This is a genomic window from Phytohabitans sp. LZ39 (assembly GCF_059359075.1).
This window is the reverse complement of sequence record NZ_JCADBM010000007.1, coordinates 190,110-205,038: the sequence shown is the minus strand read 5'-3', so window position 1 is coordinate 205,038 and position 14,929 is coordinate 190,110. Positions and strand designations below refer to the sequence as shown.

The following is a 14,929-nucleotide window of genomic DNA, read 5'->3' as shown; positions in this document are numbered from 1 at the left end:
CACCGGTGGAGCTGCCTGCTGGTGCGGCTGGCGGTCGACGCCGGCGCGCGGGTGGTGGCGGCGGCCTCCAGCGAGGCCAAGCTGGCGCTCGCCCGCGATCTGGGCGCGCGGGTCACCGTCGACCACACCCGCCCGGGCTGGACCGGCGAGGTACGCGAGGCGACGGGTGGCGGCGCCGCCCTGGTGTACGACGGGGCGGGCGGTCCACTGGGGACGGCCGCCGTGGACGCCGTCGCGGACGCGGGCGGTTCGTCACCTACGGAACGAGCGACGGCTTCACCGAGCCGGACCCGTCCGCGGTGTCGGCGCGCGGGCTTCGGGTCGTGACTCCGCTGACGGACGGGCCGCCGCCGGCCGGCGAGGTGCGCGAGACGGTGTCGCTGGCCCTCGCGAAAGCGGTCGAGGGCCGCCTGCGCCCGGTCGTCGGCGCCACGTACCCGTTGGAGTGCGCGGCCGAGGCGCACCGTGCGCTGGCGGCGCGCGCCGTGGTGGGCAAGGCCCTGCTGCTGGTGTCCTAAGCCGACAGTGGCTTGTGGTAGATCACGAAGTCGCACGGCGTGGCCAGCAGCGGCGCCAGCGCGGGGTAGTCGTCGGCGAGGCTGCCGCGGCGCACCGGCCGGTACCCGGCGTGGGTGTACCAACCGCGCAGGAACTCCTTGACCGGGTGGTCCCATTCGCGCGGCACGAGCAGCTCCAGCCGCATCGTCGTGGCGCCCTGCTCGCGCGCCCAGCCCTCGGCGAAGTCGACCAGCCGGCGCCCGAGCCCGATCCCGCGGTGGTCCGGGTCGGCGACCAGCATGCCGAACTCGCCCTCGCCGCTGTCCAGCCGCCGCACCCGCACCGCGCCGACCACGTGCCCGTCGAGGCGGGCCACGGCCAGCTCGCCGGCCTGGACGACGCCGGCCAGCTCGTCCGGGCTGGTCCGCTCGGCGCCTTCGCGCCAGAGGCCCTTCTCCGCGTCGGCGTACACCCGGTTGACGAGGTCGGTGGTCGCGGTCAGGAACGCGCCGTCGCCGGCCAGGTGCGGCGGTACCAGAGAGATATCCACAGGGGCATGGTGCCACGCGGTTGTGGACTAGAACATGTGTTCGATAACCTGGCGGGATGGATCTGGCGGGGCGGTGGTGGAACGAGATATCCCGCGGGCCCGAGCGGCGCGACATCTGGCTGCACGAGGACGGCGGCCGGTGGCTGGTGCGGGCCCGCGACGGAGGGCCGGGCGGGCGCGAGCTGAGCTGGCCGGCGTTCCGCGAGGAGTGGGTGGCGCGGGCGTTCGTCGATCGCCTCATCGCGGCGTCGCCGCCGAGCGCGGGGCGCTGGCGCGACGTGCTCAAGCTGGTGCGCAAGCCGCCGGTGGGCGGGTGGCACACGCCAGCGGGGATGGACTGAGCCGTCCGCCGCGGGCGCGGCGGCCCTGTCATGCCCGGACCGGCTCGATCAGCGTGGCGATGTGCGCGACCGCGGCGAGGGCGTCCGGGTCACCGGTCCTGGCGTACACCTCCACCGCCGTGTCGGTGAACTTGATGACGTGCTCGTCTCCGTGCTCCACCGCCCGCTGGAGGGCGTCGGTCGAGCTCTCCGGCGCGCCCGGGAGCGCCGCGCGGGGTGCCGGCTCGGCCGGGGCGTACGCGGCGTCGATGGCGGCCGTCGCCGTCCACGCCGCGGCGAGGCTCGGTGTCCACAGGTCCTCGGGCAGCGCCGGCAGGGTGTGCAGGACGGCGTTCGGCGCGGTGGCGGTGTGCACGAGCAGCACCGGGCTGCCGTGGCCGTGCCGCAGGTAGCGCAGCGTGGCCGCCGCGACCAGGTCGGCGAGCCGCTCGCGGACCTCGCCCGGCGCGCCGGCCGGCCGGAGCGCCGCGACCGACGCCGGCCAGCCGTCCAGGTCCTCGAACTGCCCGAAGCGGGCCGCGACCGTGCCCCGCTGGTCGGGGATGCGCGGCATGGCGGCGAGCGCGGCGTCCGGGTCGAGGCGGCCGGCCGGGGCGGCGGCCCGCGGTGCCGGCCGGGACCGCGCCGCCCAGAAGGCCAGCCCGTGCGCGAGCTCCGCAAGCGTCGCCGGGCTCTCCGCGCCGGCCAGCAGCGCCCGCACCACGTGACCGACCCGGATCACGCCGTGCGTCGTGCCGGCGACGATGCCCGGCAGCAGCCGCGGCCACCAGGTGGCGAGCACCTCCCGCCAGGGACGCTCGGTCACCTCGTGCGCGAAGTACGCCGACCAGTCGCCCAGCCGCCGCCCGTCGCCCAGCGCCGCCGGCCACGTCCGCGCGGTGATGCGGTCGCCCGGCCCGGGCAGCTCGTCCAGGCGCCGCACGTACCGGTCCACCCACCGGTCGACCATGTCCGCGCGGCCGCGCCGCACCAGCACCTCCACCGCCATCGGGCCGTGGTTGGTCAGCTGGTCCTCGCCCCACTCCGGTCCGGTGCGGGAGAACCGTACGTACGCCTCGTCGAGGACGCCTCCACTGTGGTCTGTCATCCCTCCAGCATGGCGTCAAAGCTCGCCGGTGCCGAGGTTCAGGATGTTGCCGTCCGGGTCGGTGAACCAGACCGCCTTCATCCCCTCGCTGATCATCACGTCGTCCTTCCACTCCATGCCCTCGTACTCGAAGGTCTGGAAGGTGACGCCCTTGGCGCGCAGCGCGTCCACCTCGGCGTCGAACCTGTCCTCGTCCACCGGGAAGGTGAGCGCGGTGGCCCGGTTCGTGCCGGCGTACTCGGACTGGTAGAGGAACACCCTGCCCTCGCCGCACTTGTACGTGATGCCGGCGAAGTCCTCACGCAGCGGGGACAGGCCGAGGGTCTCCTCGTAGAACTTGCGGGCCCGCGCGACGTCCGCGGTGGGCAGGGTCGCGACCGGTGTGCAATCCGACAGCATGGCAGCCTCCTCGCAATGACCCCCCGTGCGCCTCCGGTTCACGCTACGCCCGCGCGGCCGGGACGACAGGCGAATGCCCAGGCTGGCCGGTGTGTCCGGTTTACGCCCGCCGGGCTGCCCGAAAGGCTCTTGGCGGGGCGGCGGTTCGGGGCGCACTCTCGACATATGACCGGCGTGATCGCGACGACGCGGGCGGCGGAGCCGACGAAGGCCGCGCTGCTGGAACGGATCCGGTCCGGCATCATCGGCGAGGGCGCGGTGCTCGACGGGCCGTACGGGCCGCGCCGCATCACCTACGCCGACTACACCGCCTCCGGCCGCTCGCTCGACTTCATCGAGGACGCGATCCGGGCGCACGTGCTGCCCCGGTACGCGAACACGCACACCGAGAGCTCCGGCACCGGCCTGGCCACCGGGCGGCTGCGCGAGGAGGCCCGCCAGATCATCCACGACGCGGTCGGCGGCACCGAGGAGGACCTGGTCATCTTCTGCGGCTCGGGGGCGACCACCGCGGTCAACAAGCTCATCGGCATCCTCGAGCTCCGCCTGCCGGCCGGGCATCCCGGTCCGGCGCTGCGGCCGGTCGTGTTCGTCGGGCCGTACGAGCACCACTCGAACGAGCTGCCCTGGCGGGAGAGCATCGCCGACGTCGTGCCGATCGGCGCCGACCGCGACGGGCACATCGACCTGGACGAGCTGGCCGCCTCGCTCGACCGGTACGCTGACCGGCCGGTCAGGATCGGCAGCTTCTCCGCCGCCTCCAACGTCACCGGCATCCTCTCCAACGCCGACCGGGTCGCCGCGATGCTGCACGCGCGCGGTGCGCTCTCGTTCTGGGACTACGCCGCGGCCGGCCCCTACGTGCCGATCCGGGTGCGCGAGTCCGCGCCCGGCGCCGGCGACCACAAGGACGCGGTGTTCCTGTCGCCGCACAAGTTCGTCGGCGGGCCGCAGACCCCCGGCGTCCTGGTGGTCCGCCGCGAGCTGGTCCGCAACCCGGTGCCCACCGTGCCCGGCGGGGGCACGGTCGCGTTCGTCGACCCCACCTCGCACCGGTACCTGGACGACCCGATCGCCCGGGAGGAGGGCGGCACACCGGCGATCGTCGAGTCGATCCGCGCCGGGCTGGTCTTCGCGCTCAAGGAGGCGGTCGGCACCGACGCGATCCAGGCCAGCGAGGAGCGGCTGTGGAAGCGCGCGCTGAGCCGCTGGTCAGCCAACCCGGACATCGAGCTGCTCGGCAACCCGGAGGCCCGGCGGCTGTCGATCGTCTCGCTGCGGATCCGCCGCGGCGACCGCTGGCTGCACCACAACTTCGTGGTCGCGGTGCTCAACGACCTGTTCGGCATCCAGGCGCGCGGCGGCTGCTCGTGCGCCGGGCCGTACGGGCACCGGCTGCTCGCCATCGACACCACGCACTCGCACCGCTTCCAGGACGAGATCCGCCACGGGTGCGAGGGGATCAAGCCGGGCTGGACCCGGATCAACTTCAACTACTTCATCTCCGACACCGTCGCCGACTACCTGGTCGACGCGGTCGACCTCGTCGCGCGGCACGGCCACCGGCTGCTCGGCGACTACCGCTTCGACCCGCACACCGGCCTGTGGCGGCACCGCGCGGGCACCCGCCGGCCACCGCCGCGGCTGCGCGACCTCATCTACGCGGTGGACGGCACGCTCGCCCGCCCCGCCCGCCCGCGCCGGGCCGGCGAGGAGGCGCTCGCCGGATACCTCGACGAGGCGCGGCGGCTGCTGGCCGGATACCCTGAGACGCTCGACGAGGGGCCGACCGGGCTGGCCGCGGACTTCGAGGCGCTGCGCTGGTTCCACCTGCCACCGGGGTGCCTGCACGAGGCCCGCGACGGTCGCCCACCGGGCGCCGCCGCGCGAGGAGAGGACCGGGACCAGTGACCACAGTAGACGGCGCGGTCAGCGGGCCGGCGCGGCTGGCCGAGGCGGGCGAGGGGATCAGCGCCGAGGAGCTCGGCCTGGCCGCGCGCAACCACGGCATGCCGCTCGAGGCGCTGCGCTACGACGTCACCCCGGCCGGGCTGCACTACCTGCTCATCCACTACGACATCCCGGAGACCGACGCCGCGACCCACGTGCTCGACGTCGACGGCCTCGTCGGCACGCCGCTGCGGCTCGACTGGCCGATCTGCGCGCCCGGCCGCGGGTCACCCGGCGGGTCACGCTGGAGTGTGCCGGCAACGGCCGCGCGCTGCTGGAGCCGCGCCCGGTCAGCCAGCCGTGGCTGGTCGAGGCGGTCGGCACCGCCGAGTGGACCGGTACGCCGCTGGCCCCGCTGCTGCGCGCGGCCGGCGTCGGCGAGGGCGCGGTCGACGTGGTGTTCACCGGCGCCGACCACGGCATCGAGCGCGGCGTCGAGCAGGACTACCAGCGGGCGCTGCCGGTCGCCGAGGCGTTGCGGGACGAGCCGCTGCTGGCTTACGAGATGAACGGCGCGCCGCTGCTGCCGCAGCACGGCGCGCCGCTGCGGCTCATCGTCCCCGGCTGGTACGGCATGGCGCACGTGAAGTGGCTGCGCCGGATCACCATTGTGGACAGACCGTTCGACGGCTTCCAGAACGCGGTCGCCTACCGCCTGCGCCAGCGCCCCGACGAGCCCGGCGTGCCGGTGACCCGCATCGAGCCGCGGGCCCTGGTGCGGCCGCCCGGCTTCCCGGACTTCATGTCGAGGGTCCGGGTGCTGCGCCCCGGTCCCGTCATCCTCGACGGGCGCGCCTGGTCCGGACACGCGCCGGTGGAGCGGGTCGAGGTGACCACCGACGGCGCCACATGGGCCGAGGCCGCGCTCGATCCGGTCGGCGGCGGCGCGACGTGGGGCGGGGCCGCGCCCGGTCCGGCCGAGGGCGGCGCGAGGCGGGGCGGAGACGCGCTCGACCCGGCCGGCGACGACTTCGCGTGGCGCCGGTGGACGTTCGCGTGGACCGCCACGCCGGGCCGCCACACGCTCGGCGCGCGGGCCACCGACGCGTCCGGCCGCACCCAGCCCGACCGTCCACCGTGGAACCGCGGCGGCTTCGCCAACAACCTCGTGCAGCGCGTCGAGGTCGCCGTCACCGAGGCCGACTAAGATCCACTCTATGCTGCGCAACCGGGACGCCGACTGGGACGCGTGGCCGGTGGCGGACTACCTCGCGGAAAACTACCGCCGCCTGCACCGCGCCGACGAGGCGGTCATCGACCACCACAGCGCGGTGTACGCCCGCATCCCGGCCGGCTCCCTCGACCGCACCGTCGAACTTGGCGCCGGCCCCAACCTGTATCCGCTCGCGCTGGCCGCCGCGGCGAGCCGGCTCGTGCACGCGGTCGAGCCGAGCGCCGCCTCCGTCGCGTACCTGCGCGGCCAGCTGCGCGACGGCCCGGACCCGAGCTGGGACCCGTTCTACGCGCGATGCCGGCTGCGCAACCCGGCGCTGCCGCCGTCGCTGGCACAGGCGCTGTCCCGGGTACGGGTGACCCGCGCGGACGCGTTCCGGCTGCCCGAGGGCCGGTACGCGCTGGCGTCGATGAACTTCGTCGCGGAGAGCGCCACCGAGGACCCGGCCGAGTTCGCCGCGTTCTGCCGGGCGTTCGCGCGGACGGTACGGCCGGGCGAGCACCTCGTCGCCTCGTTCATGGAGAACATGGGACGGTACTCAATTTCCGGCGGCCGCGAATGGCCGGGCGTGCCGGTGGACTCTCAGACGATCGGCGAGGCCTTCGACGGGTACACGATGGATCTTGTCGTGAGCCGCATCGACGCGGACCCGGACCTGCCCGACTGGGGATACACCGGGATGGTCATGCTGTCCGCCCGCAGGGCGGTCTAGCGCAGCGCGTGCCGCACCCACACATTGGGCTCGACGTAGACGGCGCTGTCGTGTGACGGGTCACACCACACCGGCACGAGCGCCTCGGGCACCCGCACCGGCCCCGGCGCGTCGAACGCCAGCCCGGTCCACTCCCGCCAGTCGGCCAGCGGCGCGGCCAGCGTCATCGACGCCGGCGCGATGCCCACGATCTGGCCGCCGGCGCGGACGTGCGTGCGCAGCCACGGGTCGGCGGGGAGCCCGTCCGGGCGGGTGCGGGCCGCGTACCCGGCGAGCGGCACCTCGGGTTCCCGATGCTTGTGGACGGGGCGCACGGGGATGAGGAGGGTGGCGAAGCCGTGGCGGGCGGCGTTGGACCGCATCGCGTCGACCATGACCCGGGAGATCCCGCGCCCCTGCCATCCGGTCTCGACCGTGACCTCGACGCCCACGACCAGGCGGCCCCGCCGGCCGTCGAACAGGTCGCCGGCCGCCGTCATGATCGCCGCGTCGTGCCCGTCGGGTGGCAGGTGGCCCGGCGCCCAGGAGACCGGGAAGCTGTACGCCTTGGCGACCGGCCGGTCCGGCGCCGACCGCTCGACCGCGACCAGGCAGAAGCCGGGGTGGCGCGGCGCGACGGAGGTGTAGAAGAGGGTCGAGAGCGGATGGTGGTGCAGGAAGCGCGGCCAGGTGCCCAGGAGGTCGTCGAGCAGGGGAGCGAGGTCGGGACGTTCGGCGAGGGTCGCCACCTGAAGGTCCACACGCCGCCCCTGAACGCTGCTTCAACGGATCATCCGAGGGTTAGCCTACGGATATCGGCCCGGCAGGTGGGCCAGCGGTAAGGCCTGCCAGCAAAAAGTTTGCCGGACCGGTGCGCGGGGGAGAGGTGACCATGTCCAGCCGTCGGACCATCGCCGGGTTCACCGCGGTGATGATCGTGCTGACGGTGGTCTACTACGCGCGTCCCGGCTGGCACATCGCGATCTGGACCGCGATCGGCACGGTCAGCGCCGCGGCGGTCGCGGCCGGCGTGGTGCGCAACCGCCCGCGCCGCAAGCTGCCGTGGCTGCTGCTGGCCGGCGGCATCTTCGCGTTCGCGATGGGCGACACCACCTACCTCTTCCTGACCGACGTCCTGGGCCATCCACAGCCGTTCCCGTCGCTGGCCGACCTGATCTACCTGGGGCTGTTCTTCCCGCTCGCCGCGGCCGGCATGATCGGGCTGGCCCGCACGAGCGCGGCCGGGCGGGACCGGGCCAGCCTGCTCGACGCGCTCGCGCTCACCGTCGGGCTCGGGCTGCTGTCCTGGCTGTTCCTCATCGACCCGTACGTGCGCGCCGACGACCTCACCTGGGTGCAGAAGGCGATCTCCATCGCGTACCCCCTCTTCGACGTCCTGGTCCTGGCGATCCTGACCCGCCTCGTAATTTCGATGCGGCTGACCCCGGCCGTCCTGTTGATGGCGACCGGCGGCGTCGGCATGCTCGTCGCGGACGTCCTGTACGGCTTCTCCCGCCTGGGCATCGGCGCGGCGTGGCTGATGGGCGGTCCGATCGACATCGGCTGGATCGTCTTCTACGCCGCGTGGGGCGCGGCCGCGCTGCACCCGTCGATGGTCGCGCTCACCGACCCGCGCGTGCCGGCCCGTTCCGGCCTGACCGTGCGGCGGGTCGTGCTCCTCGCGCTTTCCACCCTCGTCGCGCCGGTGGTCCTGATCGTCCAGGCCGTCCGCGACGACGGCCGGTACGTCGGGATCAGCGCGCTCGTCGCCGCCGTCATGTTCCTGCTGGTACTGGCGCGGCTCTACGGGGCGGTCAGCGGCTACCGCGGCGTCGTCTCCCGGGAGCGGGCGCTGCGCGAGGCGGGTGCCGCGCTGGTCTCCGCGAGCGACGCCGGCGAGGTGACCGAGGCGGTGCGGGACGCGGTGGGGCGCCTCCTGCCGGCCGGCCTCCCGCACCGCGTGGTGCTCGCGCTCGACGAGCCGTCGCCGTCCACACCGGTCGGATCGGGCGTCCGGTTCGTGTACACCGCGTCGCTCGACCCCGGCCTGGCCGCCAGGCTCGGCCACATCGAGGTCGCCGCGAGATGTCCACTCGTCGTCACCGCGGGCACCCTTTTCGTCGCGGCGGAGGAAACCACGCTCGCCACGCTCCGCGAGGCCATCGAGGTGCTGGCCGCACAGGCCGCCCTCGCCCTCGACCGCATCGGGCTGGCCTGGGAGATCACCCAGCGGCGCAGCCAGGAGTACTTCCGCACGCTCGTGCGGAACAATTCTGACGCCATCCTCATCTTGGACGCGGGCGACCGCATCCGGTACGCCAGCCCGTCCGCGGCCGAGATGTTCGGCGCCGACCCGCTCCCCGGCACGCCCGTGCTCGACCTGCTCGACCCGCCGTCCCGCGTGCTCGCCGGGCGGATGCTCGACCTGCTCCGCGCCGGCGAGCGGGGCACGACCCAGGACGACTGGGTGGCGCTCGGCCCGGACGGCGCCCGGGTGCAGGTGGAGGTCTCCTGCCGCGACCTGCGCGCCGAGCCGACGGTGGCTGGCCTGGTGCTGACCATGCGGGACGTGACCGAGCGCCGCCGGCTGGAGCAGGAGCTCACCCACCGCGCCTTCCACGACTCGCTCACCGGGCTGGCCAACCGGGTGCTCTTCCACGACCGGCTCCAGCAGGCGCTGGGCCGGGCCGCCCGCAACGGCACGATGGTCGGCGTCCTCTTCATCGACCTCGACGACTTCAAGGTGATCAACGACACGATGGGGCACGCCTGCGGTGACGAGCTGCTCGTCGCGGCCGCCCAGCGGCTGGCGGCCGAACTGGCCGGCGGAGACACGGCCGCGCGGCTGGGCGGCGACGAGTTCGCCGCACTGGTCGAGGACGCCCGCGACCCGGAGGAGGTGGAGATCGTGGCCCAGCGCGTGGTCGCGGCGTTCGGCAAGCCGTACCTGATCGGCGACAGCGTGGTGAACGGCCCCGCCAGCATCGGCATCGCCACCACCGCCGAGGCGATCGACGGCGACGACCTGCTCCGCCAGGCCGACCTCGCGCTCTACGTCGCCAAGGGCGCCGGCAAGGGCCAGTGGCGGCGGTACCAGGCCGCGCTGCACAACCAGGTGCGCGACCGGCTGGAGCTGCGAGCGGAGCTGGACCAGGCGGTCGCGGACCGGTCGTTCGTGCTCCAGTACCAGCCGATCGTCGACCTGCGCACCGGCGCCGCCGCCGGCCTGGAGGCGCTGGTGCGCTGGCAGCACCCGACGCGCGGGCTGCTCGGGCCGGGCCGGTTCATCGACGTGGCCGAGGAGAGCGGGCTGATCGTGCCGATCGGCGACTGGGTGATCGAGCGGGCGCTCGCCGACGCGGCCGACTGGGGTGGCCCAGCCGGGCCCTACGTCAGCATCAACGTCTCCGCGCGCCAGTTCAGCGACCCGGGCTTCGTCGACCGGACGCTGCGGCGGCTCGCCGAGGGCGCGCTCCCCGCCGACCGGCTCGTCCTGGAGATCACCGAGACGCTGCTGCTGCGCGACGACGAACGGGTGCGGCACGACCTGGCCCGGCTGCGGCAGGCCGGGATCCGGGTGGCGATCGACGACTTCGGTACCGGCTACTCGTCGCTGAGCTACCTGCGCAAGGTACCCGCGGACGTCCTCAAGATAGAGAAGTCGTTCATCGACGCGGTGTCCACACAGCCGCGGCAGCGGGCACTCGTCGAGGGGATCCTGCGACTGGCGCACACGCTCGGGCTCACCGTCGTGGCCGAGGGCATCGAGGAGGAAGCCGACCGCGCGGCGCTGGTCGCCGCCGGCTGCCGGTACGGGCAGGGCTTCCTCTTCCGCCGGCCGATGAACCACCCCGACGTGCTCACCTGGCTCGCCGACGCGCCGGTGGCGGCTTGATGGCGCCGCCGACTTCGGCCGAGCTGGGACAGCTGATGGACACCGTCATCGACGAGGTGCGCGGCCGTGAGATCCGGGTCGGCGACCACTGGCTCGTCGACTTCGCCTCCTGCAACTACCTCGGCTTCGACCTCGACCCGGAGATCCAGGCGGCGATCCCGCCGGCCGTGGCGAAATGGGGCACGCACCCGAGCTGGTCCCGCATGCTGGGCAGCCCGGCGCTCTATCCACAGATCGAGGAACGCCTCGCCGACCTCCTCGGCGCGCCCGACGCGCTCGTGCTCCCCACCGTGACGCTCATCCACATGGCGGTCGTGCCGGTCCTCGCCGGGCAGGGCACCGTCATGTACGAGCACAACGCGCACCGCACGATCTACGACGCCTGCCAGTACGCGCGCGGCCTCGGCGCCACCGCGCACCGCTTCCGCGCCGGCGACCTCGCGCGGCTGGCGGAGCTGCTGCGGGCGGCACCGCCCGGCGCGCCCCGGCTGGTCTGCGTCGACGGGGTCAACAGCATGACCGGCAACCCACCCGACCTGGCCGCGTACGCCCGGCTCTGCGGCGAGTACGGGGCACTGCTCTATGTGGACGACGCTCACGGCTTCGGCGTGCTGGGCGAGCGGCGGCCGGACGAGACGTCGCCCTACGGCGCGCGGGGCAACGCGGTGGTGCGGTGGTCCGGCGAGAGCTACGACGGCATCGTGCTCGTGGGCGGCTTCTCCAAGGCCTACTCGTCGCTGCTCGCCTTCATCGCCGTGCCGACCGCCGTCAAGGAGCACCTCAAGGTGGCCGCCCCGCCGTATCTCTACAGTGGACCGTCACCGACCGCGTCGCTCGCCACCGTCCTGGCCGGGTTCGACGTGAACGACGCGCGGGGCGACCGGCTGCGCGGCCGGCTGTACGCGCTCACCGCGCGGGTGCTGGACCGGGTGCGCGCGCTGGGCCTGGCCACGCCCAACACCAGCGGCACCCCGATCGTCGAGCTGCCGCTGGCCGACGGGCGCGACCTGGCCGACGTGGCGGCGGAGCTGTGGCGGCGCGGCGTCTACGTGACGCTCGCCGCGTACCCGCTGGTGTCCCGGGCCGACGTGGGGCTGCGGGTGCAGCTCACGGCCGCGCACACCGACGCCGACGTCGACCGGCTCCTCGCCGCGCTGGACGCGCTCGCCGCGCGGGGCGACCTGCGCGCGGCGGGCCCGGGTGCGCCCCGCCAGGCGCGCCCGAGCCCACGTTCCTGAGCTCAAAGGATTGTCGAGGCGAGCCGGAGTCCAGGCGGCGTCCGGTGGTGGCGGGCGCGAGGTCGCACACCGGTGTTGTATGCGGCCTTTCGCCCGACGCCGCGGGTCGCCGTCTGGGCCCGGCGCAGCCCGGCAAAGATTTGTCACAGGCCCTAGTCCAACCAGGAGCGGATGCGGTTGGTCGCCTTGGTGGTGAAGGTGTTCATGACGGACTGCTCGGCGGACCAGCCGTCCTCCCAGCCGGTCTCGTAGATGATCGTCACGATGTCGCCGACCCGTACCACCGAGACGAGCCGCACGTCCTCGCCGCCGGTCTTGTTGCCCTCCGCGTCGAGGGTGGGATAGCGCTTTTCGAACATCAGGGACTCGTCCCCGCGCTTCGGGGCGGAGACGACGCGGTAGCGGTCGTCGCCCTCCGACGGGCAGTCGGCGACGGCGTCGCGTACCTCGTCGACGAAGCGGCTCGCGCCACCCGGCTCGTACACGGTGATGGTCTGCGTCAAGGTGCCGTCCGGCGTGTTGCCCACGGGGGTGCCCGCGTTGTAGTAGGTGAGCCGGCGGCTGCGCCGCAGGTCGATCGAGCGGTCGCTGGCGAACCTGGCGTCGCACAGCGTGGGCATGATGTTGTCGGTCCCGGTGTCCCCGTTCAGCTCCCCGCGGCTGAGGTCGGCCACCTGGAGGAACGCGCTGTTCGGGATGCTCTTCGGGGTGTTGCGCGCGGGCGGCGTGGTCGGCCGGGCCGTCGTCGGCGGGGTGGTAGGCGGCGTGGTCGGTGGCGCGGACGTCGGCGGCGCGGAGGTCGGTGGCGGCGGTGTGGGGGACTGCGTCGCGCCCGGGGGCACGGGCGGCGGCGCCGTGCCGTCGGCGCGGACGATCCACTGGGTGCCGAAGATGGCGCTGCCCACCGCGACCGCGGCGACGACCGCGACGGCGGTAACCCGGAGGCGGGTGCGGCGGTCGGCGCGGGCCCGCAGCGCGCCGGGCGCGGCCAGCGGCACGGTGTCGGCCTCGTGCGCCAGCGCGCGGTACGCCTGGTCGAGCTCACTCATCGTCGTTCCCCTCCCACGCGCCGCTCGCGGCGGGCCTCGTCGCGGCTTGCCTCGCTGCCCCTCCGGGCCGTGTCTCCGCTGTCCGTCCGGGGTGTGTCGCCGGTGTCCCTCCGGGTCGTGCCTCCGGTGGTCTGACGAGCGTGGTGGCCGGGGTCCGGCCCGGTGGGGAGGGGTCCGTGAGCAGCTGGGCCAGGCCGGCCCGGCCACGGGACAGCCAGGACGTCACGGTGCCGACCGGCACGCCGGTCTCCTGGGCGATGTCGGCGACGGGCAGGTCGAACAGGTAGTGCAGAGCGAGCGCCTGCCGCTGTGCCACGGGCAGCCGGCGCAGCGCGGCGACGACCACGACGGTGTCCTCGTTGGGCGGGTGTGCGTTTTCCGGCGGCCCCGAGCGGTGCAGGACCGTGTGCCAGCGGGCCAGCCGCCGCCACCGGTCCGTGGCCAGCCTGGTGACGACCAGCCGCACCCAGGCCTCCGGGTGTGGATGCTCGGCGACCGTCCGCCACCGCTGCCACGCCCGGGTGTACGCCTCCTGCACCACGTCCTGCGCCTCGGACAGGTCGCCGACGACGGCGTACCCGTACCGCATAAGGCGCGCCGACGTGCTGCGGTAGAACTCGTCGAAACTGTCCGCGTCCCGCATCCGGTGCCCCCGCCTCTCGCCGTGCACTGCCATGTACACGAACGGCGCACCCACCATGCTGCGGCCGCCCTCAAGTTTCCGCCAACGGTGGCGCCGCCAGGCTGATAGCGTTACATATGGGGCATCATGGGACACTGGTTCGCGCGCACCATTGTGGACACCGGGCGGCTGCCGCTGTTCTGCTTCTTCGCCGCGATGGTGGTCGGGTTCGTCGCCATCCGCTTCTCCACCCGCATGATCAGAGCGGGCGTGAAGTGGTGGCCGGGCAACGTCACGCCCGGCGGCCTCCACATCCACCACGCGGTGTTCGGCATCGGGCTGATGCTGCTCGGCGGCATCGTCGGGTTCGCGATCGCGCCGGAGCTGACCGGTTGGCGGGCCACCGCCGCGGCGGTCTTCGGGGTCGGCGCGGCGCTCGTGCTGGACGAGTTCGCGCTGATCCTGCGGCTGCGCGACGTCTACTGGTCGCAGGAAGGCCGGGAGTCAGTCACCGCGGTGTTCGCCGCCTGCGCGGTGACCGGGCTGCTGGTCCTCGGCGTGCTACCGAAGGACCTCACCGACCTCACCCAGGCCCACGAACGGGGCGGCGTGGCCGGGTGGGCGGCCGGCGTCGCGCTCGTGGCGTTCAACCTCGGCCTGGCCGCTGTGACCGTTCTCAAGGGCAAGCTGTGGACCGGTCTCATCGGGCTGTTCTTCCCGGTCCTGCTGTACGCCGGCGCGGTCCGGCTGGCCCGGCCGAAGGCGCCGTGGGCGCGGTGGTTCTACCACCGGACGGGTGAGCGGTGGGCCCGGAAGCTGACCCGTGCCGAGCGGCGGGAGAGGCGCTTCCACCAGCCGGTCGCGCGGCTGGGCGACCGGCTGAGCGCGCTCATCGCCGGTCGCCCGTCCTGACCGGGTGGTGTGCCTGGGTGTGTTCGTTGGTGGTTGCCCGTCGTGACCGGGGTGATGAGGCTGGTGTGTCCCTTGGGTGGTCGCCTGTCGTGACCGGGTGGTGTGGCTGGGGCGATCGGCTGAGCGCGCTCGTCGCGGCGGCCGTCCGTCCTGACTCGTCGGTCAGTTGTCCATCGGGACCCAGAGTTGGCCGGCCACCCGCGTGCAGGAGTAGGCGCGGGCGCCGCGGTTCTCCATCCAGTACCGGCCCATCGCCTCGCAGTCGTTGCGGTCGGGGTAGTCGCCGGCGTACCTCCAGCCGGCGGCGACCTGTGCCGCCGGGGCCGCGGTGAGCGTGCCGGATTGTGCGGCGGCTGCCACGGTCGGCGCCGCCGCCTGTGCCGCCGGGGCCGCGGTGAGCGTGGCGGCGACGGCGAGGCCGCCGGCGACGGCCAGCCCGCGCTTCCAGGACATCGAAATCTCCCTTGGACGAAGGATCGCGATGGAGCCTATGAAGCTGAGGCTTGCGTCAACCTTTCACCGG

13 protein-coding genes and 2 pseudogenes are annotated in these 14,929 nt (G+C 74.0%); 8 read left to right on the top strand and 7 right to left on the bottom strand.

Annotated elements, in window-relative coordinates; translation table 11 throughout:
• Nucleotides 1–15: 15 nt before the first annotated feature.
• Nucleotides 16–518 (top strand): annotated as a pseudogene (locus AC5L36_RS16365) (zinc-binding dehydrogenase); the annotation flags it as partial.
• On the opposite strand, the gene AC5L36_RS16360 reads toward AC5L36_RS16365, so the two are convergent.
• Nucleotides 515–1,048, bottom strand: a complete 534-nt coding sequence (locus tag AC5L36_RS16360) for a GNAT family N-acetyltransferase (RefSeq protein WP_441216604.1) — start codon at nucleotides 1,046–1,048, stop codon at nucleotides 515–517. The pseudogene AC5L36_RS16365 and the gene AC5L36_RS16360 overlap by 4 nt on opposite strands.
• A gap of 56 nt (nucleotides 1,049–1,104) precedes the next feature.
• On the opposite strand from AC5L36_RS16360, the gene AC5L36_RS16355 reads away from it, so the two are divergent.
• Nucleotides 1,105–1,389, top strand: a complete 285-nt coding sequence (locus AC5L36_RS16355; protein WP_441216603.1) for a hypothetical protein — start codon at nucleotides 1,105–1,107, stop codon at nucleotides 1,387–1,389.
• 28 nt (nucleotides 1,390–1,417) lie between these two features.
• Here AC5L36_RS16355 and AC5L36_RS16350 read toward each other — a convergent pair whose 3' ends face one another.
• Together AC5L36_RS16350 and AC5L36_RS16345 are read right to left on the bottom strand one after the other, a co-directional pair.
• Nucleotides 1,418–2,476: a questin oxidase family protein gene (locus AC5L36_RS16350; protein WP_441216601.1), complete on the bottom strand. Its 1,059-nt coding sequence runs from the start codon at nucleotides 2,474–2,476 to the stop codon at nucleotides 1,418–1,420.
• Between the two features lie 15 nt (nucleotides 2,477–2,491).
• The gene (locus AC5L36_RS16345; protein ID WP_441216599.1) at nucleotides 2,492–2,875 is read right to left on the bottom strand and encodes a VOC family protein; all 384 of its coding nucleotides are present in this window, start codon (nucleotides 2,873–2,875) and stop codon (nucleotides 2,492–2,494) included.
• 165 nt (nucleotides 2,876–3,040) lie between these two features.
• Here AC5L36_RS16345 and AC5L36_RS16340 point away from each other — a divergent pair, with 165 nt between their 5' ends.
• The 3 genes from AC5L36_RS16340 (at nucleotide 3,041) to AC5L36_RS16330 (ending at nucleotide 6,711) form a co-directional block, all read left to right on the top strand.
• Nucleotides 3,041–4,786 carry an aminotransferase class V-fold PLP-dependent enzyme gene (locus AC5L36_RS16340; RefSeq protein WP_441216597.1) on the top strand — a complete coding sequence of 582 codons (1,746 nt, stop codon included), beginning with the start codon at nucleotides 3,041–3,043 and terminating at the stop codon, nucleotides 4,784–4,786.
• A gap of 238 nt (nucleotides 4,787–5,024) precedes the next feature.
• Nucleotides 5,025–5,972, top strand: coding sequence for a molybdopterin-dependent oxidoreductase (locus tag AC5L36_RS16335; protein WP_441216850.1), 948 nt, complete (start codon nucleotides 5,025–5,027; stop codon nucleotides 5,970–5,972).
• Nucleotides 5,973–5,982: 10 nt separating this feature from the next.
• Entirely contained in the window at nucleotides 5,983–6,711 is a 729-nt protein-coding gene (locus AC5L36_RS16330; protein ID WP_441216595.1) for a hypothetical protein, read from the top strand.
• On the opposite strand, the gene AC5L36_RS16325 is transcribed toward AC5L36_RS16330, so the two are convergent.
• Complete coding sequence (locus AC5L36_RS16325) at nucleotides 6,708–7,451, bottom strand: N-acetyltransferase (protein WP_441216593.1); 744 nt, start codon at nucleotides 7,449–7,451, stop codon at nucleotides 6,708–6,710. The two genes, AC5L36_RS16330 and AC5L36_RS16325, sit on opposite strands and share 4 nt — an antisense overlap.
• Before the next feature lie 131 nt (nucleotides 7,452–7,582).
• Here AC5L36_RS16325 and AC5L36_RS16320 point away from each other — a divergent pair, with 131 nt between their 5' ends.
• Both AC5L36_RS16320 and AC5L36_RS16315 read left to right on the top strand, forming a co-directional pair.
• Entirely contained in the window at nucleotides 7,583–10,585 is a 3,003-nt protein-coding gene (locus tag AC5L36_RS16320; RefSeq protein WP_441216591.1) for a putative bifunctional diguanylate cyclase/phosphodiesterase, read from the top strand.
• A 35-nt stretch (nucleotides 10,586–10,620) separates the two neighbouring features.
• The gene (locus tag AC5L36_RS16315) at nucleotides 10,621–11,823 is read left to right on the top strand and encodes an aminotransferase class I/II-fold pyridoxal phosphate-dependent enzyme (RefSeq protein WP_494908318.1); all 1,203 of its coding nucleotides are present in this window, start codon (nucleotides 10,621–10,623) and stop codon (nucleotides 11,821–11,823) included.
• Between the two features lie 152 nt (nucleotides 11,824–11,975).
• Here AC5L36_RS16315 and AC5L36_RS16310 read toward each other — a convergent pair whose 3' ends face one another.
• Complete coding sequence (locus tag AC5L36_RS16310) at nucleotides 11,976–12,872, bottom strand: hypothetical protein (RefSeq protein WP_441216586.1); 897 nt, start codon at nucleotides 12,870–12,872, stop codon at nucleotides 11,976–11,978.
• Nucleotides 12,873–13,050: 178 nt separating this feature from the next.
• A pseudogene (locus AC5L36_RS16305) lies at nucleotides 13,051–13,515 on the bottom strand (SigE family RNA polymerase sigma factor); the annotation flags it as partial.
• A 126-nt stretch (nucleotides 13,516–13,641) separates the two neighbouring features.
• Between AC5L36_RS16305 and AC5L36_RS16300 the strand changes: the two are divergent.
• The gene (locus AC5L36_RS16300) at nucleotides 13,642–14,406 is read left to right on the top strand and encodes a hypothetical protein (protein ID WP_441216585.1); all 765 of its coding nucleotides are present in this window, start codon (nucleotides 13,642–13,644) and stop codon (nucleotides 14,404–14,406) included.
• A gap of 162 nt (nucleotides 14,407–14,568) precedes the next feature.
• Here the strand turns inward: AC5L36_RS16300 and AC5L36_RS16295 are convergent, their stop codons facing one another.
• Nucleotides 14,569–14,859 carry a hypothetical protein gene (locus AC5L36_RS16295; RefSeq protein WP_441216583.1) on the bottom strand — a complete coding sequence of 97 codons (291 nt, stop codon included), beginning with the start codon at nucleotides 14,857–14,859 and terminating at the stop codon, nucleotides 14,569–14,571.
• Nucleotides 14,860–14,929 lie beyond the last annotated feature (70 nt).

What these genes read in the sequence shown, in the direction of transcription:
- AC5L36_RS16355 (WP_441216603.1), top strand. Translation starts at nt 1,105, where the DNA reads ATGGATCTGGCGGGGCGGTGGTGGAACGAGATATCCCGCGGGCCCGAG.
- AC5L36_RS16350 (WP_441216601.1), bottom strand. Translation starts at nt 2,476, where the DNA reads ATGACAGACCACAGTGGAGGCGTCCTCGACGAGGCGTACGTACGGTTC.
- AC5L36_RS16345 (WP_441216599.1), bottom strand. Translation starts at nt 2,875, where the DNA reads ATGCTGTCGGATTGCACACCGGTCGCGACCCTGCCCACCGCGGACGTC.
- AC5L36_RS16340 (WP_441216597.1), top strand. Translation starts at nt 3,041, where the DNA reads ATGACCGGCGTGATCGCGACGACGCGGGCGGCGGAGCCGACGAAGGCC.
- AC5L36_RS16330 (WP_441216595.1), top strand. Translation starts at nt 5,983, where the DNA reads ATGCTGCGCAACCGGGACGCCGACTGGGACGCGTGGCCGGTGGCGGAC.
- AC5L36_RS16320 (WP_441216591.1), top strand. Translation starts at nt 7,583, where the DNA reads ATGTCCAGCCGTCGGACCATCGCCGGGTTCACCGCGGTGATGATCGTG.
- AC5L36_RS16315 (WP_494908318.1), top strand. Translation starts at nt 10,621, where the DNA reads ATGGACACCGTCATCGACGAGGTGCGCGGCCGTGAGATCCGGGTCGGC.
- AC5L36_RS16310 (WP_441216586.1), bottom strand. Translation starts at nt 12,872, where the DNA reads ATGAGTGAGCTCGACCAGGCGTACCGCGCGCTGGCGCACGAGGCCGAC.
- AC5L36_RS16300 (WP_441216585.1), top strand. Translation starts at nt 13,642, where the DNA reads ATGGGACACTGGTTCGCGCGCACCATTGTGGACACCGGGCGGCTGCCG.
- AC5L36_RS16295 (WP_441216583.1), bottom strand. Translation starts at nt 14,859, where the DNA reads ATGTCCTGGAAGCGCGGGCTGGCCGTCGCCGGCGGCCTCGCCGTCGCC.